The 20,943-nt window shown below is 43.8% G+C and carries 25 protein-coding genes; 18 read left to right on the plus strand and 7 right to left on the minus strand.

The genetic code is table 11. The annotated features are described in order from the left end of the window. Nucleotides 1–63 precede the first annotated feature (63 nt). The 6 genes from hisH (at nt 64) to RHM67_RS15475 (ending at nt 4,536) form a co-directional block, all read left to right on the plus strand. A complete protein-coding gene (gene hisH / locus RHM67_RS15450; RefSeq protein WP_322227755.1) occupies nt 64–654 on the plus strand; it encodes an imidazole glycerol phosphate synthase subunit HisH in 591 nt (196 codons plus the stop codon). A gap of 3 nt (nt 655–657) precedes the next feature. Further along, nucleotides 658–1,407, plus strand: a complete 750-nt coding sequence (locus RHM67_RS15455; protein ID WP_322227756.1) for a 1-(5-phosphoribosyl)-5-[(5-phosphoribosylamino)methylideneamino] imidazole-4-carboxamide isomerase — start codon at nt 658–660, stop codon at nt 1,405–1,407. A gap of 126 nt (nt 1,408–1,533) precedes the next feature. Beyond that, on the plus strand, nt 1,534–2,289 hold the full coding sequence (hisF, locus tag RHM67_RS15460) for an imidazole glycerol phosphate synthase subunit HisF (protein WP_322227757.1): 756 nt from the start codon (nt 1,534–1,536) through the stop codon (nt 2,287–2,289). A 102-nt stretch (nt 2,290–2,391) separates the two neighbouring features. Continuing rightward, nucleotides 2,392–2,979: a bifunctional phosphoribosyl-AMP cyclohydrolase/phosphoribosyl-ATP diphosphatase HisIE gene (hisIE, locus tag RHM67_RS15465; protein WP_322227758.1), complete on the plus strand. Its 588-nt coding sequence runs from the start codon at nt 2,392–2,394 to the stop codon at nt 2,977–2,979. A 75-nt stretch (nt 2,980–3,054) separates the two neighbouring features. Beyond that, nucleotides 3,055–3,957, plus strand: a complete 903-nt coding sequence (locus RHM67_RS15470; protein ID WP_322227760.1) for a WD40 repeat domain-containing protein — start codon at nt 3,055–3,057, stop codon at nt 3,955–3,957. Between the two features lie 291 nt (nt 3,958–4,248). Then, complete coding sequence (locus RHM67_RS15475) at nt 4,249–4,536, plus strand: hypothetical protein (RefSeq protein ID WP_322227761.1); 288 nt, start codon at nt 4,249–4,251, stop codon at nt 4,534–4,536. A 117-nt stretch (nt 4,537–4,653) separates the two neighbouring features. On the opposite strand, the gene RHM67_RS15480 is transcribed toward RHM67_RS15475, so the two are convergent. Both RHM67_RS15480 and RHM67_RS15485 read right to left on the minus strand, forming a co-directional pair. After that, the gene (locus tag RHM67_RS15480; protein ID WP_322227762.1) at nt 4,654–5,415 is read right to left on the minus strand and encodes a C40 family peptidase; all 762 of its coding nucleotides are present in this window, start codon (nt 5,413–5,415) and stop codon (nt 4,654–4,656) included. Between the two features lie 104 nt (nt 5,416–5,519). Next, on the minus strand, nt 5,520–5,873 hold the full coding sequence (locus tag RHM67_RS15485) for a 4Fe-4S dicluster domain-containing protein (protein ID WP_323514632.1): 354 nt from the start codon (nt 5,871–5,873) through the stop codon (nt 5,520–5,522). 105 nt (nt 5,874–5,978) lie between these two features. Between RHM67_RS15485 and RHM67_RS15490 the strand changes: the two genes are divergently transcribed. The 11 genes from RHM67_RS15490 to RHM67_RS15540 all read left to right on the plus strand — a co-directional run bounded on the left by RHM67_RS15490 (nt 5,979) and on the right by RHM67_RS15540 (nt 17,191). Further along, nucleotides 5,979–7,004 carry an acyl-CoA reductase gene (locus RHM67_RS15490; RefSeq protein ID WP_322227763.1) on the plus strand — a complete coding sequence of 342 codons (1,026 nt, stop codon included), beginning with the start codon at nt 5,979–5,981 and terminating at the stop codon, nt 7,002–7,004. A gap of 125 nt (nt 7,005–7,129) precedes the next feature. Next, complete coding sequence (locus RHM67_RS15495) at nt 7,130–7,333, plus strand: fructose-6-phosphate aldolase (RefSeq protein WP_252756480.1); 204 nt, start codon at nt 7,130–7,132, stop codon at nt 7,331–7,333. A gap of 5 nt (nt 7,334–7,338) precedes the next feature. Next, complete coding sequence (locus RHM67_RS15500; protein ID WP_252756479.1) at nt 7,339–8,022, plus strand: cell division ATP-binding protein FtsE; 684 nt, start codon at nt 7,339–7,341, stop codon at nt 8,020–8,022. Nucleotides 8,023–8,186: 164 nt separating this feature from the next. After that, nucleotides 8,187–8,777 carry a nucleotide exchange factor GrpE gene (locus tag RHM67_RS15505; RefSeq protein WP_322227765.1) on the plus strand — a complete coding sequence of 197 codons (591 nt, stop codon included), beginning with the start codon at nt 8,187–8,189 and terminating at the stop codon, nt 8,775–8,777. 158 nt (nt 8,778–8,935) lie between these two features. Beyond that, complete coding sequence (gene dnaJ, locus RHM67_RS15510; RefSeq protein ID WP_322227766.1) at nt 8,936–10,102, plus strand: molecular chaperone DnaJ; 1,167 nt, start codon at nt 8,936–8,938, stop codon at nt 10,100–10,102. Nucleotides 10,103–10,394: 292 nt separating this feature from the next. Further along, nucleotides 10,395–10,853 (plus strand): exo-alpha-sialidase, encoded by a 459-nt coding sequence (locus tag RHM67_RS15515; RefSeq protein WP_322227768.1) that lies wholly within the window; start codon nt 10,395–10,397, stop codon nt 10,851–10,853. A gap of 61 nt (nt 10,854–10,914) precedes the next feature. Continuing rightward, on the plus strand, nt 10,915–11,823 hold the full coding sequence (locus RHM67_RS15520; protein WP_322227769.1) for an ATP-binding cassette domain-containing protein: 909 nt from the start codon (nt 10,915–10,917) through the stop codon (nt 11,821–11,823). 3 nt (nt 11,824–11,826) lie between these two features. Then, the gene (locus tag RHM67_RS15525; RefSeq protein WP_322227770.1) at nt 11,827–13,071 is read left to right on the plus strand and encodes an ABC transporter permease; all 1,245 of its coding nucleotides are present in this window, start codon (nt 11,827–11,829) and stop codon (nt 13,069–13,071) included. A gap of 75 nt (nt 13,072–13,146) precedes the next feature. Further along, nucleotides 13,147–14,076 carry an exopolyphosphatase gene (locus RHM67_RS15530; protein WP_322227771.1) on the plus strand — a complete coding sequence of 310 codons (930 nt, stop codon included), beginning with the start codon at nt 13,147–13,149 and terminating at the stop codon, nt 14,074–14,076. A gap of 74 nt (nt 14,077–14,150) precedes the next feature. Continuing rightward, a complete protein-coding gene (locus RHM67_RS15535; protein WP_322227772.1) occupies nt 14,151–16,118 on the plus strand; it encodes a M1 family metallopeptidase in 1,968 nt (655 codons plus the stop codon). Nucleotides 16,119–16,423: 305 nt separating this feature from the next. Next, nucleotides 16,424–17,191 carry an integrase core domain-containing protein gene (locus RHM67_RS15540; protein WP_322227773.1) on the plus strand — a complete coding sequence of 256 codons (768 nt, stop codon included), beginning with the start codon at nt 16,424–16,426 and terminating at the stop codon, nt 17,189–17,191. Between the two features lie 63 nt (nt 17,192–17,254). On the opposite strand, the gene RHM67_RS15545 is transcribed toward RHM67_RS15540, so the two are convergent. The 5 genes from RHM67_RS15545 to RHM67_RS15565 all read right to left on the minus strand — a co-directional run bounded on the left by RHM67_RS15545 (nt 17,255) and on the right by RHM67_RS15565 (nt 19,940). Beyond that, the gene (locus tag RHM67_RS15545) at nt 17,255–17,824 is read right to left on the minus strand and encodes a Maf family protein (protein WP_322227774.1); all 570 of its coding nucleotides are present in this window, start codon (nt 17,822–17,824) and stop codon (nt 17,255–17,257) included. An 86-nt stretch (nt 17,825–17,910) separates the two neighbouring features. After that, nucleotides 17,911–18,432 carry a KdsC family phosphatase gene (locus tag RHM67_RS15550; protein ID WP_252756469.1) on the minus strand — a complete coding sequence of 174 codons (522 nt, stop codon included), beginning with the start codon at nt 18,430–18,432 and terminating at the stop codon, nt 17,911–17,913. Nucleotides 18,433–18,520: 88 nt separating this feature from the next. Beyond that, a complete protein-coding gene (iscX, locus tag RHM67_RS15555) occupies nt 18,521–18,763 on the minus strand; it encodes a Fe-S cluster assembly protein IscX (RefSeq protein WP_252756468.1) in 243 nt (80 codons plus the stop codon). Between the two features lie 42 nt (nt 18,764–18,805). Next, nucleotides 18,806–19,138 carry a 2Fe-2S iron-sulfur cluster-binding protein gene (locus RHM67_RS15560; RefSeq protein ID WP_134337556.1) on the minus strand — a complete coding sequence of 111 codons (333 nt, stop codon included), beginning with the start codon at nt 19,136–19,138 and terminating at the stop codon, nt 18,806–18,808. Nucleotides 19,139–19,157: 19 nt separating this feature from the next. Further along, the gene (locus tag RHM67_RS15565; RefSeq protein WP_322227776.1) at nt 19,158–19,940 is read right to left on the minus strand and encodes a Rossmann-like and DUF2520 domain-containing protein; all 783 of its coding nucleotides are present in this window, start codon (nt 19,938–19,940) and stop codon (nt 19,158–19,160) included. 78 nt (nt 19,941–20,018) lie between these two features. Here RHM67_RS15565 and RHM67_RS15570 point away from each other — a divergent pair, with 78 nt between their 5' ends. Further along, nucleotides 20,019–20,939 (plus strand): alpha/beta hydrolase, encoded by a 921-nt coding sequence (locus tag RHM67_RS15570; protein ID WP_322227777.1) that lies wholly within the window; start codon nt 20,019–20,021, stop codon nt 20,937–20,939. The last annotated feature ends 4 nt before the right edge of the window (nt 20,940–20,943 follow it).

A 20,943-nucleotide genomic window follows, 5' to 3' on the forward strand; every position in this document is an offset into this window, starting at 1 on the left:
ACAAGAATCAGGACAAAAAATTCTTGATTCTTAGGTCTTGACATCTTGATTCAATTTTAAAATATGATTGGTATAATTCGATATGGCGCCGGGAACATTTTCTCGCTTACTGCTGCTTTAGAGCGGCTGGGGATCGACTATGGTATGGTGAACACCGAGGCCGATCTGCTACAGTTCGACCGTTATATCATTCCGGGTGTTGGGCATGCGGGTGCTGCCATGCAAAAATTGGAACAAACAGGCTTGGTTCCGGCTATAAAAGCGCTTAAAAAACCCACATTGGGTATTTGTGTGGGGATGCAACTACTTACGGCTTATAGCGAAGAGGGCGATGCTAATTTGCTTAACCTGTTCCCTATCAAAACCTTAAAGTTTCCGCATAAAGACAGTTTTAAAGTACCGCATACGGGCTGGAACCAGGTGTTCGCTGAGAAAGAAAACCCCTTATTTGAAAATATACCGCTTGGGTCACACTTTTACTTCGTACATTCATACTTTATTGAGTACGATCAATCATTCACTTTGTCTTCAACCAGTTACATAAATAAATTTTCGGCATCAATTTGGCATGATAACTTTTACGGTGTGCAATTTCACCCTGAAAAGTCGGGCCCTTATGGCGAAATATTATTAAAAAACTTCTCTAAAATATAAAACATGTATATTATTCCTGCCATTGATATTCTGAATAAAAAAGTTGTGCGCCTGCGCGAAGGCGATTATCAGCAGGTTACAGAATACGATGTTACCCTCGAAGAAATGATAGATAGGTACCAGAGCAACGGTACCAACTTCATCCATATAATTGACCTTAACGGTGCCAAAAACGATTTTAGCAACCAACAATATCTGTTTGATGTGATCCGTAAAACAGACATGCAGGTGCAATACGGTGGTGGCATCCGCAGTATTGATAAGGTTAAGGAACTGATAGATGCCGGCGTTCACCGCGTTATTGTGGGCACACAGGCTATTACTAACCCATCTTTTTTAGAAGACTTGAGCAAAGCCATCTATGGCCGCGATAAATGCAGCGACCAGGTGGTTATTGCCATTGATGTGTTGGACGAAGTAATAAAATACTCCGGCTGGATGGAAAGCTCGCCCATTAAACTAATGGATTACGTGGACAAGTGCCTGGCGCTTGGTTTCTTCCGTTTTTTGTGTACAGATATTAATAAAGACGGTAAACTGGGCGGCGCGGGTGTAGACTTGTATAGCAAACTGCTTGACCATTCTCCGTTCATCAAACTTATCGCATCGGGTGGTGTAAGCTCAATGGCTGATATTGACGAACTAAGTAAAATAAAGGTGGAAGCTTGCGTGGTAGGCAAAGCCATTTACGAAAACCATATCAGTATCGAAGAAATTAAAAATTGGAATTTGGAATCTTTGATGTCCATATAATCGCGTCCGAAAGACGCTTACCCCAAACCGTCATTGCGAGCGTAGCGTGGCAATCCCCTACTTACAGAGCCGCTCTGTATAGCAAAGAGATTGCTTCGTACCTCACAATAACGATCTTATAAAATCATGCTCGCTAAAAGAATTATTCCCTGCCTTGACGTTAAAAACGGCCGCACAGTAAAAGGTGTGAACTTTGTTGACCTGCGCGATGCCGGCGACCCTGTAGAACTTGCCTGGAAGTATTCGCAGCAGGGTGCGGATGAACTGGTTTTCCTGGATATTACCGCTACGGTAGAGCGCCGCAAAACCATGGTAGAATTAGTAAAATCGGTAGCGAGGCAAATTAATATCCCATTTACTATTGGCGGTGGCATAAACGAGATTGCCGATGCCGATGCATTGCTTAATGCCGGTGCTGATAAGATCTCCATTAATTCTGCCGCGGTACGTAACCCGGCTTTGATTGATGAGTTAGCAAAGGCGTTTGGGGTACAGTTTGTGGTGATAGCGGTTGATACAAGGGTGATTGGCGATAAAAATATCGTCCACCTGAATGGCGGACGCTTACCAACAGAGAAACAAACTTTGGACTGGATCAAAGAGGCCGAGAGCCGTGGTGCAGGCGAGATCCTGCTTACCTCTATGGACCACGACGGTACAAAAGCAGGTTTTGATAACGGTTTACTTAAATTAGTAAACGATACGGTTAATATCCCAGTAATAGCATCGGGTGGTGCAGGGTCGGTGCAGCATTTTGTGGATGTTTTTCAAAAAACAAACGTTGATGCCGCGCTGGCAGCATCCGTATTTCATTACGGTGAAATATTGATACCCGATCTGAAATCGGTTTTAAGAGAAAATAATATTGAGGTGAGGGTGTAAAGCCCCACACAAATCCTCCCGAAAGGGAGGGCTTAACAAGAATTTAACAACAATAATTACATGTCTCTCCGCTAACCAGCGGAGGAGATTTAGAGGGGGCTTATGAACATCGACTTTAACAAAACAGACGGTTTAGTGCCGGTAGTGATACAGGACGAGCAAACGCTTGAGGTGCTGATGCTGGGTTACATGAACCAGGATGCATACGATAAAACGGTGCAGGAAAACATCGTTACTTTCTTCTCACGTTCAAAAAACCGCTTGTGGACCAAGGGCGAAACCAGTCAGAATTTTCTGCATGTAAAAAGCATGCATATCGATTGCGACAATGATACCATCCTGATAAAAGTTAAAGCCGACGGCCCAACCTGCCACACCGGCGCTCGCAGCTGTTTCCAAACAGAGTACAACCAGAACTTTTTGATGCAGCTGGAAAACATCATTGCTGACAGGTACGAGAACCCTAAAGAGGATTCGTATATCAACAAACTGCGTAAAAAAGGACTTAAAAAGATTACCCAAAAAGTTGGTGAAGAGGGCGTTGAAGTGGTAATAGCCGCCCTTTACGAAACAGAAACAGAACTGGTTGATGAAGCATCCGATCTGATGTTCCACCTGTTGGTACTACTAAAAGAAAAAGGCTTAAATTTGGAGCGCATAGCAAAGAATTTAGAGGAAAGACATAAGTAGTTCATAGTGGATAGTTCATGGTTCATAGCAGCTCAAACACCATGAACTATGATCTATTAACCATGAACCTATAACATGGAAGTACAAAAATCAGCAGAATTAACCGGCCACAGCAACCCTATATTTAGCCTGGAGCTTTCTCAAAAGCCAGGCATATTGTTTAGCGGGGGTAATGATAAAGGGCTTGTTGAATGGAACCTGGAAACCAACTCGTTCATTAAAGTAATGTTCCCGGTGATGGCTTCTATTTATGCTATCCATTGCCCTGCGGGTTATCCTTTGATGTTTGCAGGACTACGCAGCGGCGAAGTGTTAGTGTTCAACTTTATCGAGCAAAAGATAACGCATCGCTTAAGGCATCACGTAAAACCCATCTTCGATATAAAATCATCAGCCAAAAAAGATGAACTATTGATAGCATCCGAGGATGGCACTGTATCTGTTTGGAGCTTAAAAACCTTAGAACTACTTCATAGCATAAAGGTATCAAACGATACCATACGCTGCATTGCCATAAACCCTTCCGAAAACCGCATTGCTTTTGGCTGCCGCGATAACCGCGTTGTTATTTACGACCTGGAAGATTACAGCCTGATAAAAGCTTTGATAGGCCATACCATGGCGGTATTCTCCTTGCAATACTCGCCCACCGGCGATTACCTCGTATCCGGCGCACGAGATGCACAGATAAAGATCTGGGATGTTAAAACGTATTCGCTTATTCAAAATATTCCCGCGCACCTATTTGCGGTTAATCATATCCTCTTCCATCCTACCCAACCATATTTCGCTACAGCAAGCATGGATAAGAGCATCAAAATTTGGGATGCGGTTGATTTTAAGCTCCGAAAGATCATCAATCGCGAAAAAGGTTACGCCAGCCATGTATTATCTATCAACAAACTTGCGTGGACTGGCACTCAACTGCTTTCTGCAGGTGACGACAAAAAGGTAATTATTTGGAATACAACCTTTTAAAAATATTCTCAATAGCTCTAAAATTAACCAACAATTTCCCTTTTGTTCACAATAGTTTAATCTGTTCATTTTGTTCATTCTATTTTTACTATAACAGTCTACCTACAATTGGCGCGGAGGTACAAGCGCAGACTGGAGCAACGTCGCCAACTGGCGCATTGGCGCTGCTACTGTGGCACCCGCAACCCCACCTACTGCAATAGACAACGTTTTCATAGGGGTAACGGCACCACTTTTACTATTTAACCTCAAATAAACTCGGGCTATACGCCAACCGTTGCTTCGGTAACAATGGGCACTGTTAAAACAGTTAATCTTATCGTTAACGGCACACTTACGGTTACCGGGACACTCTTGCAAAGGCACGATGGTGCAACAGGTTTAAATATAAATGCTACAATAGCCGGTAGCGGCACCATCAATTGTAATAACCTGCACAGAGGAGAATTTAAGATGAGAACGAAAATTTTGATCAATAAAACACAACTTTTAAAGTTGGTTCTTTTATGCCTGGTGTTAACACTACAAACAATGGCAATTGTGCAAGACGACCTGCCCTGCTGCGGCGGCGCTACCTAATGTTCTATTGATGCCTGGTTAAGCATATTAATGCTCTTGGGAGTAGCTTATGGTGCTTACGCTATTAGCAGATCAAAAAAACGGGTCAAAAAAACAAGAATGAAAAAGAAATGAGTTTTAAGAATATCGCTTCACAACTTTAAGCCTGTGGGTATGGCGCTTAAGTTCTTCCGAGTAGATACCCTCAGTATCGATAGAATCTATCTTAACCTTGCCGGAGGCATGTATTATTTTACCCCCGCCCATAATAATACCCACATGGGTGATGCGCCCTTCGGGGTTATTGAAGAAAGCAAGGTCGCCGGGTTTGGCTTTTAGTACCGAGTCTACCAGTTCGCCCTGTTCTGCCTGTTGCGAGGCATCGCGTTTTAAAGCTATTCCCCTTAATTTATAAACTACCTGGGTAAAACCCGAGCAATCTATCCCAAAATGCGTGCGCCCACCCCACAAATAGGGCGCGTTTAAAAACGATTGGGCAATATTTAATATACTATTAGTATCGCCTATGGTGCCTATAATCTCAAATTTTTGATTGCCAACGTAGCTTGTAGTCCCTTCTAAAAAAGCAAGCGAAGCACCCGCGGGGAGATGAACTACAGTATTATCTATAATTTTCCAGGCTTGGGTAACGGCACTAAAGGTTACGGGCGGCGGCGTTTGTACAAGGCGCTTATAAGCCAGGTGGCCAAGCATAACAAACTGTAAACGATCTATCCAACCAGTGTAATTATCATAAGCAGTGGTGATTTGAACCCACTTATCTTTCCACTCTAAAATCTCGAAGGCTTCTCCAAACAACACTTGCGACACCATTTCGCTGCGGTCATTTGGTTCGGCACGTAAGGGTACAACGCTTAAATTACAGATCCCGTATTCCATTTATCAAGTCACAGATTATGACGGTAAAATAGTTATAAACTTTTGTTAAACAAAAAAGGGGAAAGCATTATCTGCTTTACCCTTTTTAAATAAGTATTTTAAAATTATCCGTTTTGATGCAACCAGTCTTTTTTGGCGTGCAATTCTTCTTCGGTTTCGCGTACATCTTCGTCATCCACACAGCAATCAACCGGGCAAACAGCAGCACATTGCGGCTCGTCATGAAAACCAACACACTCGGTACATTTATCCGGAACTATATAATAGATATCGTCAGACAATGCAGCCTGTGTTTCTTCGGCATTTAAGGTATTACCGTCGCCAAAATCAATTATTCCTTTTAAATCTGTACCGTCGCTAAAGCGCCAAGCCGCACCTGCATCATAAATAGCATTATTTGGGCACTCTGGTTCGCAGGCCCCGCAGTTTATGCATTCATCGGTGATTATAATCGCCATATTATTTAAATATTCTTGTAGTATTCTATTTACCTTTGCCCTATAATTCGGGTTGTGCAAATATAACAAAAAAAGGCCTTAAGGGTTTAGCCCGTTAACATATATATGTCAAAATTTAATATTCCGGGTATAGTAAATATATTTTCGGCGTTGGGGGAACTGTTGGCCGCGCCCGATCATGGGCTAATGGAAGTAATAGAGACCGAACGCCAGCACAACGCCTGGTTTACACCCCAAAGCGTACTAAACGCCGTAAAAGCTAACGGCGAAATGCTTAACAAAACCGACCTGGAGCAATGGATTGGCAAATACAATATTGCACAAGGTGGCAACAAAAAAGTTGGTTTGGTACTTGCCGGCAATATCCCGCTGGTGGGCTTCCATGACGTGCTTTGTGTGCTGGCAACCGGCAACCATGCGCTTATAAAAGCCTCCTCGCAAGATTCGCGCCTGATCAAATACGTACTGAACAAATTGGTGGAGATAGATGGTTCATATGCCGATAAATTCAGCATAGTAGAAAGGTTAGAAAATTTTGACGCTATCATCGCCACCGGCAGCAACAATACATCGCGCTATTTTGAGTATTACTTTGGCAAAGTGCCCAACATCATCCGTAAAAACCGTAACAGTATTGCGTTGCTTACAGGCGATGAAACAGCAGAGCAGTTAGCTTCTTTAGGCCACGATATTTTTGATTATTTTGGCTTAGGATGCCGTAATGTATCTAAGCTTTTGGTGCCCGAGGGTTATGTATTCAATTTCTTTTTTGAATCGATAGAACACTTTGCCCCTATCATCCATCACCACAAATACAATAACAATTACGATTATAATAAATCTATTTACCTGGTAAACCGCGACTTGCATTTGGATAACGGCTTCCTGTTATTGAAACAGGATACCCGATTAACCTCGCCCCTGGCCTGCCTGTTTTACGATACCTATACCGACCTTGCAGCAGCCGAACGATTATTGCAGGAACAAAGCGAAAACCTGCAGTGCATTGTCACCAATGCTAATATAAAAACAGAAAACCAGGTGGTAACGTTTGGCCAAAGCCAGCACCCTCAGTTACGGGATTATGCCGATGGTGTAGATACGATGGAATTTTTGTCGGGCTTAAGCTGAAAGCCGAATGCTAAAAGCAAAAAGCTTATTTCGGAATAACGATACGGCTTTCGGCTAAAAAAAGTAAATTTGAAACCTAAAGCTTTAAGCGCTCTGCTTTTAGCTTTTAGCTTTTAGCTTAAAATATGTACATTATAAAAGTAAAAGGCGTTGCCAAAATACCCGATTACGTGCAGTTGCGGGACGATAAATTCACCTTGCTAGCATACTTTAGGGTAGACAGGCCCGAGAAATCGTTACAAAAAATTGGCCTTTCTGATAAACATGACTACATTATGGGCGTTGTTAAAGAGCTGCCCTTTGGTAAAATATTAAAATTAGAGCTGTAAGTAAAATGATTGGAAACTCTATTATAAAACTAAATAACGTTGATATTTTTCAGCAAAAGCACCTGGTTTTATCAAACGTAAACCTGCATATTGATAAAGGCGATTTTGTTTGGCTTATTGGCCAAACCGGTTCAGGTAAAAGTAGTTTGCTAAAAGTTATTTATGGCGATCTGAACATTACCAGCGGCACGGGCCACGCATGTGGCTACGAGTTAAGTAAACTTGCTACCAAAGATGTGCCTTACCTGCGCCGTAAGCTGGGTATAGTTTTCCAGGATTTTCAATTATTGACAGATAGATCTGTTGAGCAAAACCTGCATTTTGTGTTACGTGCCACCGGCTGGGACGATAAAAAACAAATTACCGACCGCATTTTAGATGTATTAGAAAAAGTTGGCCTGCGTTCTAAACTTAAAAAAATGCCTCATGAGCTTTCGGGCGGCGAGCAGCAACGCGTAGTTATTGCCCGTGCATTGCTTAACAATCCCGAGATCATATTAGCTGATGAGCCTACAGGTAACCTGGACCCTGATACATCTGAAGAGATCGTTTTACTGCTTAAACAAATTAGCCAAAGCGGCACCGCTGTTGTTGTTGCCACACACGATTATCATATCATCCGCACCTTCCCCTCGCGTATTATCAAATGCGAGAACGGTAAGGTTTTAGAGGACGTGCAGATAGCATAGTTTTAGTAGCAGTTGCAGGTAGCAGCAGCAGTTTTAAACATACTGCCACTGCCACTTTTAACTGCCACATTACTTTCTGCCAGTATTTACAACATTTTCAAACCACTACTGCCAGCTTGTCGGGTTTAACCCGATGGCAGGATACTTGATTAGCACTACTTGCTATGAATTTTAACGACATGCTAAAGAAAAAAAATAAAGGAAATTCAGAAACTCCTGAAAATACCGCCGAAGTGACCAATGAAAACGGACAAGCTGACGGACAGGAACAAACTACTGAAACCACAGAGGCCGAAAATGGCCTTTCTGCCGAGGAAAAACATAAAGAAGAGTTAACCCAGGCAAATGATAAATATTTAAGGCTTTATGCCGAGTTTGATAACTTCCGTCGCCGTACTATCAAGGAGCGCGAAGATGCACGCAAAACAGAAGGTAAAGACATTATTATTGCCCTGTTGCCCGTTTTGGACGATTTTGAACGCGCTTTACGTGCTATGGATACGGTTACCGATGTTGTGCCTGTTAAAGAAGGCGTTGCTTTGATACAGCACAAACTAAAAAACATCCTAACCCAAAAGGGTTTAAAAGAAATGCAATCCATAGGCACCACGTTTGATCCTGATTTGCACGAGGCCATTACCAACATCCCTGCCCCGACTGACGATATGAAAGGCAAAGTGGTTGATGAAATGGAAAAAGGTTACGAGCTTAACGAGAAAGTTATCCGTTTCGCCAAAGTAATTGTTGGAGCGTAAGGATAATTAGTGATTAAGTGAATGACTGATTAAGTTAGTCGGCAACAGATCCTTCTTAATTTAAATACAGATTACAAAGCGTTAGTGATAAGTGATGCGGAAATCATCAATTCACTATCCCGATAGCTATCGGGACAATAAATAAATAATTAAAAACAATGGCTAAGAGAGATTATTACGATGTGCTGGGGATTAGCAAAGGCGCAGAGGCTGATGAGATAAAAAAGGCATATCGTAAAATGGCTATTAAATATCACCCAGATAAAAACGAGGGCGATAAAGAGGCTGAAGAAATGTTTAAGGAAGCTGCCGAAGCCTACGAGGTTTTAAGCAACCCCGAAAAACGCCAGCGCTACAACCAGTTTGGCCACGCTGCCAACGCGTCATCACCAAATGGTGGTGGTTACGGTGGCGGCAGCATGAATATGGACGACATATTTAGCCAGTTTGGTGATATATTTGGCGGTGGTAGCCCGTTCGACGGTTTCTTTGGTGGCGGCGGCGGTGGCCGCCAGGGTGGTGGCCGCAGGGTTGCCCGCGGCAGTAACCTGCGCATTAAAGTAAGGCTTTCGCTTGAGGAGATCGCTAACGGTGCCGAAAAGAAAATAAAAGTAAACAAGCAGATCCTATGTAAAACCTGTGACGGTACAGGCGCTAAAGATAAATCATCGTTCCAAACGTGTAAAACTTGTGGCGGCCAGGGTGCTGTACGCAGGGTTACCAATACCATTTTGGGCCAGATGCAAACAACCAGCACTTGCCCAACTTGTAACGGCGAAGGTTCTACCATTACGTCAAAATGTACCGTTTGCCATGGCGACGGCGTTATACGTGGCGAAGAAACCATCACCATAAACGTACCTGCAGGTGTAAGCGAAGGCATGCAGTTAAGCATGAGCGGCAAAGGTAACGCAGCCCCACGCGGCGGTGTACCCGGCGACCTGATCATATTGATAGAAGAGATCCCTCACGAAACCTTAAAACGCGATGGCAACAATGTGATATATGACCTGCATGTAAACTTTGTTGATGCCGCTTTAGGTACCAGTATAGAAGTGCCAACCATTGATGGTAAGGCCAAAATAAAACTGGAGCCTGGCACACAAGGTGGTAAAATATTGCGCCTGAAAGGCAAAGGCGTACCGGAAGTAAACTCATACCACCGCGGCGATCAATTGATCCACATCAACATCTGGACACCAAAAGCCCTGAGCCGCGAAGAACGCGAAGCTTTAGAAAAGCTACAAGGCTCACCAAACTTTAAACCCAACCCCGGCAAAAACGAAAAAAGCTTTTTCGAACGGATGAAGGAATATTTTGAATAGGTTTTGAGTTGAAAGCAGAAAGCTAAACGACGAAGATTTTAGAAGCCCGTGATCAAATTGATCATGGGCTTTTTTGTGTTTATAGAAGTTCACTAACGGTATCTTTAACGCATGCCTAATTCTCGCCATCTTGGTATATTACCCCTTATATTTTTCTTTCATTTCGCCATTGCTCAAAAACCGGCTATTAAAAACAATTACCAAACAGAAGCGGGGTTGCAGCATCTAAAGATATAGCGTCAATGATTTATTCGCTCGATATACACCCGCGGCCAAATTAGGTTTACCGCCATTGTGCGAAGGTTCATTTTACCAAACGGATAATAAGGTATTACATATACTGCTGCGTGTAACAGGCAAAGGCTGGAAAGGCCGCCTGTGGCTAACAGAAAGCGCAAACGATGGCGTTACCTGGTCGCGGCCGGTAGAAACCGACTTTTCTGACAACGATAGCAAGTTTCAATTGGGGCGCCTGCCCGATAAACGTTTTTATTATGTAGGTATACCCGATACCCTGCACCATTACGATTGCAATCCCTTAGTATCGTCTCTATCCGCAGATGGGAAACAATTCAACAAAAACTACATTATAGCCAATGAGCTTTACCACCTGAAACAAGAGGGACTATCGAAGGGCGGCCAATATGGCTATCCGGTCAGCACGCTCTACAATGGCGAAATGTACGTGATCATTTCCAGGCAAAAAGAATCGGTAGAGTTTTTACGGTTTAAATTAAATCAGCTTAAATAGCCCTTGGTTGTAACAATAATAGCCCTGCAATATCTAATTTAGCATAAAATTAAACCCAGCTATGCTAAGTATTCGCAACATTGTTAAACAATACGCCGGCCACCGCGCGTTAAACGATGTGAGCCTGGAGGTTGAAAGCGGCAAAATATTTGGCCTGCTTGGGCCAAATGGCGCCGGCAAAACCTCGCTCATCCGTATCATTAATCAAATTACAGCGCCTGATAGTGGCGAGGTATATTTTAACGGCGAAAGGTTAAACCAGTCGCACATCGAGCGCATTGGCTACCTGCCCGAAGAACGCGGCCTGTACAAAAAGATGGAAATTGGCGAGCAAATGATCTACCTGGCCCGCTTAAAAGGGCTAACCCGCGATGATGCTACCAAGAAACTTAAATTTTGGTTCGAGAAACTGGGCATGGAAAGCTGGTGGAAGAAAAAAATCGAAGAACTATCTAAAGGGATGCAGCAAAAGGCACAGTTTGTAGCCACCGTTTTACATGAGCCCGACCTTATCATATTGGACGAGCCCTTTAGCGGTTTCGACCCGGTAAATGCCGAATTGATAAAGGATGAGATCTTAGAACTAAACCGCAAAGGTGCTACCATCCTCTTCTCTACCCACCGTATGGAGTCTGTTGAGGAACTTTGTGATTCTATCGCCCTCATCCATAAATCGCATAAGATATTGGATGGCCGTGTTAAGCATATCCGCAACTCGTACAAAAACGAAACTTACCTGGTAGAATATACCGGCGAGCCGCTTGCCTTTGATGGCTCGCAGCCGTTTGATATTATCAGCGAACTTGCGGGCGAGGATCACAGCAATACTATCAAGCTAAAACTGAACAACAGCAATACCGCTAATGATGTGCTGCAGTACCTGTTACCCAAAACACGCATCAATATGCTGCAGGAAGTTATCCCGAGCATGAACGAGATCTTCATCGAAAAAGTAAACTTAATTGCCTAGGCCATGAACAAAATATTACTCATCATACAGCGCGAATACGTTACCCGTGTGCGCAAAAAGGCTTTTTTGATTATGATGTTTGCCGTGCCCTTGCTGCTGGCAGGCATGACCGCGTTGATCGCTTATGTGGCGAAGGACAACAACCAAATAACTAAACCGCAAGTGGTAAAAGTCATTGATGAAAGCCATTTATTTGAAAGCAAGTTAAAGAACGCCAAAAACATCCAGTTTATCCCTACTGATGAGACGGTAGAAAAAGCTAAAGAGGGTTTAAAAGACAACGAAGATCTTTCGGTGCTGTTGATCTCTAAAAATTATGCACACAAGCCTGTGCAGTTCTTCTCTAAAAAGAAACCATCTTTCACGCTTACCGGCGAGGTAGAAAACCAAATGAACGAGATCGCATCCACCAATACTATGCTGGCTAACCACATTGACACCGCATTGCTTAACCAGGCAAAAAAAAACAGGGTTAATGTAAGTGCAATGGAAGTTACAGAAGCTGGCACAAAAGATGCTAATGTTGGTGCGAGTATGGGCGTGGGCATTGCCTGTGCTATCCTCATTTATATGTCGCTGTTTATATATGGCGCACAGGTAATGCGCGGTGTTATCGAAGAAAAAACAAGCCGTATTATTGAGGTGATCATTTCGTCTGTAAAACCTTTTCAACTGATGCTGGGCAAAATTATCGGCGTTGGCCTGGTGGGTTTAACCCAATTTACTGCTTGGATAGTGTTATCTATCATCGCCACAAAAGTTGCGGGCAATAACTCTTCAAGTGGCATTATGGGTGCTTTACAAACCCTGCAAACCATCCCGGTTGGTTACGTGCTCGGTTGTTTCCTGTTTTACTTTATAACCGGCTACTTGTTGTACAGCGCGTTGTTCGCGGCGGTAGGCTCAGCGGTTGACAGCGAAACCGAAACGCAGCAGTTTATGTTCCCCATTACTTTGCCACTATTGTTTACTTACATTTTGTCTGTATCAGTATTATTCCAGGCACCGGATAGTCCGTTGGCTGTTTGGTTATCCATCATACCATTTACAGCCCCGGTTGCCATGATGGTAAGGATCCCGTTCGGCGGCGTGCCCGACTGGCAGTTAGCCCTGTCGATGTTTATGATGGTAGTAGGCTTCCTATTCACCACCTACGTAGCAGCACGTATTTACCGTGTAGGCATCCTGATGTATGGTAAAAAAGCAAGCTTTAAAGAATTGTCTAAATGGTTCTTTTATAAAGAGTAGTTTCCTAAACTAACAAATTTTAAAAATCCCTGCCTAAGCCAAAACTTTTGCAGGGATTTTTTACTTTAGCTGTCGATGAATAACAAGCGCATTGCCGTAATGGACCTCGGTACAAATACCTTTCACCTGCTGATAGCAGAAGGCCCTGCAGATAACTTTACCGAGATACTGCATCTTAACGAAGATGTAAAACTGGGCGAGGGCGGCATCAACAAAGGTATCATCCAGCCCGAGGCTTTTGAACGTGGCATTGCTGCTATGAAACGTTTCCGCAGTTACATTGATGCCAACAGCGTTACCGACATTAGGGCTATTGCCACATCTGCCATTCGCAGCGCTGCAAATGGTGCTGCTTTTATCCGCGAGATAAAGGCACAGGCCCACATAGATATTGAACTGATAACTGGCGAACAGGAAGCGGCCTATATTTACGAAGGTATTAACGCAAGCGGATGCCTTACGGATGATAACGCCCTTATTATGGATATTGGCGGTGGCAGTGTGGAGTTTATTATCGGCAATACCGATGAAGTGCTGTGGAAACAAAGTTTTGAGATCGGCGCCGCCCGCCTGATGGACAAGTTCCACCAAACCGACCCTATACCTGTCCAATCCATTAAAGAACTTACCCAATATTTAAACACCAAACTACCCGAGCTTTTCCTGGCGGCAGCTAAATACAAACCGACTATCCTCATCGGTTCATCGGGTGCGTTCGAGAGTTTTGCCGAGGTGATAGAACTGGAGAAAGGCAAAAACTTCAATCTCAAACAAACCAAAGTTTACGAGTTTGATATCGATGAACTGCTGGACCTGATAGAGCGCCTTATCAGATCATCACATAACCAGCGTGCCAAAATGAAGGGTATTATCCCGGTACGGGTAGATATGATTGTGGTGGCCAGCCTAATCACTATTTATATGATGCAAAAAATGGGCATAGCAGATGTTACTATGTCTACCTACTCATTAAAAGAGGGGGTGCTAGCGCAAATGCTGTGTTAAACCTCACGTCATGTCGAAATAAATTCGGCATGACGTGAGGTTTTTTTATCTTGCTCTCCTTATCGTCATCATACATGAAAAAACTTATCGGTGCGTCCTTGCTCCTGCTTTCTGCCGCTTTTGCTCAGGCGCAAAAAAAAACTAACGATACCATTATTACCAGCTACCAGCCTGCGCTGCTGTTCGCTCCTATTCCTTATACCGAAAAGGGGAACGAGTTCCACTCCGTAAACGGCGAACCGGGGCCAAAGTACTGGCAAAACCGGGTGGATTATAAATTGGCCGTAAAGCTGGATACTGTTACTAAAAGCATAAGCGGTACTTCCGATATCAGCTATACCAATAATAGCCCTGATGCCCTGCAATATTTATGGCTACAACTGGACCAAAACACTTATAAAAAAGATGCCCGCTCTAACTTTGTTACCGGCGCGCAGGCTACGCAGCATACCTCCGGCTACGAGATTGAATCTGTAGAGGTTGTTTCAGGGAACATTCGCACTAAAGTCAATTATAAAATTACAGATACCCGCATGCAGGTGCGTTTGAATACGCCTTTGTTGAAAGGGCTTATTAAACTAAGCATCAAATACCGTTATACCATTCCCGGTAATTTTGGCGGCCGTACCGATTATGTGGATACCAAAAATGGCAAGATCTACGAGATAGCCCAGTTTTTCCCGAGGATGTCCGTTTATGACGATAGCAGAGGCTGGGCAACTGCGCCATTTTTAGGAAGCGGCGAATTTTACTGCGAGTATGGCGATATTGACTACACCGTAACCGTACCATGGGATGTATTGGTGGCCGGCCCAGGCGACTTGCTGAACCCCAAAGAAGTTTTGACCGCTAAACAAATTGCAAGGTTAGAGGCTGCCCGCAACAGCGATAAAACCATCATGATCCGCAGCGCGGCAGAAATTAAAGACCCTTCATCGCGCCCGGTAAACAAAGGTACACTAACCTGGCACTACAAAATGCTGAACACCCGCGATGTGGCCTTTGGCGCATCTAAAGCGTTTATTTGGGATGCCGCAAGGGTGAACCTGCCCGGCGGAAAAAAATCGATGGCGATGTCGGTTTACCCGGTGGAGAGCCAGGGCAATGATGCCTGGGGCCGTGCGACAGAATACCTGAAAGGTTCAATGGAATATTTTTCGGAAAAGTGGTTTGTGTACCCATGGCCTACAGCCATCAACGAAGCCGGTATCGCAGGTGGTATGGAGTACCCCGGCATTGTATTCGATGGCATAAACGACAAGGGCAAAGAACTTTACTGGGTTACCGCGCACGAGATAGGCCATAACTGGTTCCCGATGATCGTGGGCAGTGATGAGCGCCGATTTGCATGGATGGACGAAGGGTTTAACACGTTCATCGACATTTACGCTTCAGATGCGTTTAACAAAGGCGAATACGCACCTAAACGCGATGGCGAATACGCCCCCGGTGGCGGCAACCCTGCCGATGAGATCATAGAGCATATCATCGACCCAAATTCGCCAAGTATTATGACCGCGCCGGATGCGATACCTGAAAAATACCGCCATCCCCTAACCTACTTTAAACCTGCCTTTGGGATGGTTTTGCTGCGCGAGCAGATCTTAGGGAAAGACCGTTTCGATTACGCTTTCAAAAACTACATCAACAAATGGGCATACAAACACCCGCAGCCCGATGATTTTTTCCGCTCGATGGAAAACGGCGCCGGCGAAGATCTGAGCTGGTTCTGGAAAGGTTGGTTCTACAATAACTACAAATTGGATATCGCCCTGATAGATGCCAAATACGTAGATAAAGACCACACTAAAGGCGTTAAACTAACCATTGCCAATAAAGAAATGATGGCCATGCCGTTCACTGTTGAAGCCAAACTTAAAGATGGCACAAAGCAACGCACCTATTTCCCGGTAGAAACCTGGCTGCAAAATAAGGTAACCACCTACATTTTACCAACCACGCAGGATGTAGAAAGCGTTACCATAGACCCGGATAATGCGTTACCGGATGTAAACAGGAAGAATAATAGTAAGAAGTTGTAGAGACGCGATACTTCGCGTTTAATATTCTTCACGTCATTGCTGTAAAGGTCAACTAATTCGGTAACAGAATTAGCTTTAAAGAATTAAAGCTACAACGTTATGCGGAACATTAATAATGACCTTACTTTAAAACGGAATTATTTAAGTAAATACCGTTTTCTGATTGGTGAGTACGAACAGGTAAAACGCCGGGAGCATCCCCATTTCAGGTTTGCCAAAGATTTCTATTTGGCTCACGATACAGATGCAAGGGCTTTCTTAAGTATTACAATCTTTTCAAGCAGTCGGGTAACGAAGATGATCTGTTGCCTGGTAAGCGCGGACCTAAGTATGGTAAGCGCAGGCCGTCCGAACAGGATGAGCAGCAGATATTAGACCTGCGGGACCGTGGTTGCAATAAGTTTGAGATCACGAATCAACTTAAACAGAAATCAAATAACTTTACACCATCACCTTCAGGTGTATACAATGTCCTGAAGCGGCATAACCGGAACCGTTTAAAGCCGGCAGACCGGGAAGTAAAGGTAAAGATCATTAAGGAACGTATGGGCCAATTAGGGCATATTGACTGTCATCATTTAAGCAAAAGTGTGATCAGGGGGCAAAACAGGAGGCTTTATCTCCTGTGTGTGCTGGATGATTACTCACGCGTAGCATGGGCACAGGTGATGGAAGACATTACCGCGCTAACCACCATGTTTACTGCTATGCATTGCATGCAGGCAATCAAGCGGGAGTTCGGTATACAGTTCGAGGAAATGATCGCAGACAACGGTCCTGAGTTTGGGCCATTTTCCAGTCAAAACAAAAAAAAGCACCCGTTTGAAAGAATGCTAATGGAGACTGGCATTAAACGCCGTTACATGAAACCCTACAGACCACAAACTAACGGTAAGGTTGAACGATTCTGGAGAACTTTAAAAGAAGATCTTATCGAAGAAACAGATTTTGATAGCCTGGAAGAATTAGAAGATGAATTGTTAAAATACCTCGTTTACTATAACTGGGAAAGACCACATCAAGGTATTAATGGGAAAAAACCTATAGATATGGTCTCCCTAAACAACAAATAAAATACCTGATTCTGTTACCGAATTACGTAACCCTTACAGCAATGACGCACGGTTGGGTGAAAATTATCTCATTTTCTTCAACTGCTGATACACCTTTTCGGTAGGCAGTCCCACAACATTGGTATAAGAACCATTGATCCGCTCGATGCCGATAAGGCCGATGCGTTGCTGGATGCCGTATGAGCCGGCTTTATCCATGGGTTGATATTCTACAACATAACTGCGGATCTCTTCATCCGTAAGCTTGCGGAAAAACACTTCACTCCTGTCGTAAAATTTATTGTATTGGCCTTTGTAAAGCAGGCAAACGCCTGTATAAACTTCATGCACCTTCCCCGATAAACGCTGCAGCATTTCAATAGCATGCTCGGTTGATTCGGGTTTACCCAATATCAGGCCATCGATTGCAACAATGGTATCCGCGGTAAGTACGATCTCGTCGTTAATATCTTCATCAAAGGCTTCAGCTTTTTTGGCAGCGATGTAAACGGCGATCTCGGCAGGCGTTAAACCATCCGGGTACGATTCATCAACCTCCTTTAAAACTACCCGGAAATCAATATCCATCAGCTTTAAAAGTTCCTGCCTGCGTGGTGATTTAGATGCGAGAATGATTGAGGGAAATTTGTTCATGGTTAATAGATCATGGTTCATGGTAGCTACTAAATTCCTAATGGCGATGACCATGAACCATCAACCATGAACTATATGCTAATATCCTACCAGCTATACGCTTCGGCGCTCATCCATTTGCCCTGTACCTTCATTACCTTTTCAATAATGTCGCGGGCACAGCCTTTGCCGCCGGCATAAGGTGATACATAGGCGCTAATGGCCTTAATTTCTTCGGCGGCATCAGCCGGGCAAACCGGGAGGCCAACCAATTTCATTACAGCCAGATCGGGGATATCATCGGCCATGTAAAGGATGTTGGCCGGGTTAATGCTTTTCTCCTCAATGTAGATCTTAAACCTTTCAGATTTGGTATGCGCACCCAAATAAACATCGTTTACACCCAGGCTATTTAAACGGAACAAAGCACTTTTAGACCTGCTACCAGATATTGCCACAACGTTATAACCGCATTTAACAGCCAGTTGCAAGGCGTAACCATCTTTAATATTAAAGGCACGGCTTTGCACACCGGTTTCGGTCACAAATATCGACCCATCGGTCAGCACGCCATCCACATCAAAAATAAACGTGGTAATATCTTTAAGCTTAGTTAAAAAAGATTCCATTGTTTGGGATTACACTGATTTAATATAAAAATCACCGATTGCAAAGCATCTGCACATCTAAAATTTGCACATGTGCACATGCAAAAAACTACTGGTTATCTCTCCACTCGTACACCCAGGCGCTTTGAATTTGCTCCAGGTGGCCTTCGCTCGATTCCTCGCGCGTGCCTTTAAAGTTTGGCAGGCTAAGCACCCAATCCAAAAGCTCGGTAAAGCGGATGCGGTATATTTTCGATTCACCAAAATCGTCACCAAATTTTTCGTACAGGCTCATAGCTATGTCCTCATGGTCGTTCCAGTGTATTGGCAGGGCGAATTTATCGTCGTTCATGTTTTCTCTTGATTCTTAGTTCTAAATGTCTTGATTTTACAGTTAGTGTCCCATAAAACCCGATTGATCCGGCAGGGTAACTTCAATATCGCCATCAATGATAACACACTGGCAACCCAGGCGCGATGTAATGCGCGGGTTTACAGCCCTATCGATAAAGTCTTCTTCCTTATCAGATATTTCCTGGATGTTATCCATCCCTTTGTTAACATATATATGGCAGGTACTGCAACCGCATACGCCACCGCAATTATGCTGCAGGTCGATGCCGTTTTCCAGGCAAACGTCTAAAACAGACTCTCCTTCGGCAATCGCAAGTTCCACACTTTCGTGGTCCTTCTCCTCAAAGTTAATCTTTACTTTAAAAATATTCATTTTGGCAAAAGTAACAAAATTACTTATCCCCGTTGCGGGTGTTTTGGTTTTTGATAATATCCTGACTTAAACGTGTATAAATTTCCTGCAAGTCGGGCTTCCCATTAAGCATCTGTAAATGGTTTCGCATGGTTTGTTCATCGTTACGCACAGCCGGGCCTGTTTGTACACCGTCAGGTGAGTGCTTTTTTATTTTATCAGCAGTTTCAGCTATCAGCGGGCGTAACATGTCGAAACCCATGTCGCTTCCGGCCAAAAGCTGCTCACCTATATTATAAAGGTGGTTAGTAAAATTACAGGCAAACACCGCAGCTAAATGCAATATTTTGCGCTGCGCGGAATTTACAAGGTAAACACTATTACTAATATCCCGGGCAAGTGCTTCCAACGTTTTAGTAATTGCTTCATCGGCACCTTCGATGCAAAGCGGCACTTCTCTAAAATTCACCTCTTTGGTTTTGCTGAAGGTTTGTAGCGGATAAAACACACCCGCGTTCGGTGTGCTTTTTAAGATTTCCTGCAGACCTACGGCCCCGGAAGTATGCGCAATAAGTTTATTATGGGTGGATAAAAGCGAGACAAATGATGCGATGGCATCGTCTTTTATGGCCAGTATAAAGATATCAGTATCCGGGCTGATGTCTTCTGGTTTATCTGTAGCCCCTGCCCCTACATGGTAAGCTAACAGCGAGGCGTTGTGCAAGTTACGGCTATACACCTGCACTATACGATGGCCTGCATTTTTTAATGCCGCCGCCAAATGAGTGGCAACATTGCCCGAACCAATAATAGTAATTCGCATAACAACTACATAAATAGATGGCACTAAATTAAATATTTAAAGTATTTTTAATCACTTAAATCTGTCAACTTAATTGATATGGAATTTTTGAAGAAACTTTTCTGGTTCATCGTGATCCTGTTGGTATTTGTAGCCGCTGCAGGCTATATTATTTACGACCATTATAACGTCGAGAAAAAAGAACTGACCTACGACCTCCGTAAAAACAGCAACGGCAGCTACATCGAACTTACCAACGGCGTTACCCACTACGAACTTGACGGCCCAGATACCGGCAAAGTGGTGGTGCTTATCCACGGCTTTAGCGTACCCTATTACATCTGGAACGGCACTTATGAATACCTAACCGAACACGGTTTCCGCGTTTTACGATATGACCAGTTTGGCCGCGGCTTTTCCGACCGGCCGAACGTTACTTACAACAAACAGCTTTATTTTGAGCAGTTGAACGAACTGCTGGACAAACTCCACCTTAAAAAACCGGTAAGCCTGGTTGGTGTATCATTCGGCGGCGAGGTAGCTACAGATTTTACAGCCGCTTACCCCAATGCGGTAAATAAAGTGGTACTAATAGACCCGGGCTATGTTGCCGAAAAACCAAAGTACCCATCCTTTGTGCTTGATTTTTACGAAGCTACCCATGCCGAACAACGCGCGCTTGGGCAAATGACTGATTTTAAACACCCAACCCGCCACCCAAGTTGGGTTGACCAATACCAGCCTCAAATGGAATACAAAGGCTTCCGCAGGGCGTTAGTTTCTACCGTTTATAATTACAACTACAATGCCCGCGAGGCCAATACTGCCCTGAATGATAAACATAAACAGGTTTTACTAATATGGGGCAAGGAAGATAACACCGTACCGTTTAAATACAGCGATTCGGTACGTAGTGTGCTTAAAGCAGAGTTTTTGCCTATAGATGATGCCGGCCACCTGCCTTACATTGAGCAGGACCAGATAGTTAACCCCGCTTTGGTAACATTTTTGAAGAAATAGTATC

It is taken from the genome of Mucilaginibacter sp. 5C4 (assembly GCF_034345625.1).
Lineage (GTDB): Bacteria > Bacteroidota > Bacteroidia > Sphingobacteriales > Sphingobacteriaceae > Mucilaginibacter > Mucilaginibacter aurantiaciroseus.

What these genes read in the sequence shown, in the direction of transcription:
- RHM67_RS15475 (WP_322227761.1), top strand. Translation starts at nt 4,249, where the DNA reads ATGGGCACTGTTAAAACAGTTAATCTTATCGTTAACGGCACACTTACG.
- iscX (WP_252756468.1), bottom strand. Translation starts at nt 18,763, where the DNA reads ATGAACGACGATAAATTCGCCCTGCCAATACACTGGAACGACCATGAG.
- RHM67_RS15560 (WP_134337556.1), bottom strand. Translation starts at nt 19,138, where the DNA reads ATGAATATTTTTAAAGTAAAGATTAACTTTGAGGAGAAGGACCACGAA.
- RHM67_RS15495 (WP_252756480.1), top strand. Translation starts at nt 7,130, where the DNA reads ATGTACATTATAAAAGTAAAAGGCGTTGCCAAAATACCCGATTACGTG.
- hisIE (WP_322227758.1), top strand. Translation starts at nt 2,392, where the DNA reads ATGAACATCGACTTTAACAAAACAGACGGTTTAGTGCCGGTAGTGATA.
- RHM67_RS15545 (WP_322227774.1), bottom strand. Translation starts at nt 17,824, where the DNA reads ATGAACAAATTTCCCTCAATCATTCTCGCATCTAAATCACCACGCAGG.
- RHM67_RS15565 (WP_322227776.1), bottom strand. Translation starts at nt 19,940, where the DNA reads ATGCGAATTACTATTATTGGTTCGGGCAATGTTGCCACTCATTTGGCG.
- RHM67_RS15525 (WP_322227770.1), top strand. Translation starts at nt 11,827, where the DNA reads ATGAACAAAATATTACTCATCATACAGCGCGAATACGTTACCCGTGTG.
- hisF (WP_322227757.1), top strand. Translation starts at nt 1,534, where the DNA reads ATGCTCGCTAAAAGAATTATTCCCTGCCTTGACGTTAAAAACGGCCGC.
- RHM67_RS15570 (WP_322227777.1), top strand. Translation starts at nt 20,019, where the DNA reads ATGGAATTTTTGAAGAAACTTTTCTGGTTCATCGTGATCCTGTTGGTA.
- RHM67_RS15500 (WP_252756479.1), top strand. Translation starts at nt 7,339, where the DNA reads ATGATTGGAAACTCTATTATAAAACTAAATAACGTTGATATTTTTCAG.
- RHM67_RS15535 (WP_322227772.1), top strand. Translation starts at nt 14,151, where the DNA reads ATGAAAAAACTTATCGGTGCGTCCTTGCTCCTGCTTTCTGCCGCTTTT.
- RHM67_RS15505 (WP_322227765.1), top strand. Translation starts at nt 8,187, where the DNA reads ATGAATTTTAACGACATGCTAAAGAAAAAAAATAAAGGAAATTCAGAA.
- RHM67_RS15530 (WP_322227771.1), top strand. Translation starts at nt 13,147, where the DNA reads ATGAATAACAAGCGCATTGCCGTAATGGACCTCGGTACAAATACCTTT.
- RHM67_RS15480 (WP_322227762.1), bottom strand. Translation starts at nt 5,415, where the DNA reads ATGGAATACGGGATCTGTAATTTAAGCGTTGTACCCTTACGTGCCGAA.
- hisH (WP_322227755.1), top strand. Translation starts at nt 64, where the DNA reads ATGATTGGTATAATTCGATATGGCGCCGGGAACATTTTCTCGCTTACT.
- RHM67_RS15455 (WP_322227756.1), top strand. Translation starts at nt 658, where the DNA reads ATGTATATTATTCCTGCCATTGATATTCTGAATAAAAAAGTTGTGCGC.
- RHM67_RS15520 (WP_322227769.1), top strand. Translation starts at nt 10,915, where the DNA reads ATGCTAAGTATTCGCAACATTGTTAAACAATACGCCGGCCACCGCGCG.
- RHM67_RS15490 (WP_322227763.1), top strand. Translation starts at nt 5,979, where the DNA reads ATGTCAAAATTTAATATTCCGGGTATAGTAAATATATTTTCGGCGTTG.
- RHM67_RS15485 (WP_323514632.1), bottom strand. Translation starts at nt 5,873, where the DNA reads ATGGCGATTATAATCACCGATGAATGCATAAACTGCGGGGCCTGCGAA.
- dnaJ (WP_322227766.1), top strand. Translation starts at nt 8,936, where the DNA reads ATGGCTAAGAGAGATTATTACGATGTGCTGGGGATTAGCAAAGGCGCA.
- RHM67_RS15470 (WP_322227760.1), top strand. Translation starts at nt 3,055, where the DNA reads ATGGAAGTACAAAAATCAGCAGAATTAACCGGCCACAGCAACCCTATA.
- RHM67_RS15550 (WP_252756469.1), bottom strand. Translation starts at nt 18,432, where the DNA reads ATGGAATCTTTTTTAACTAAGCTTAAAGATATTACCACGTTTATTTTT.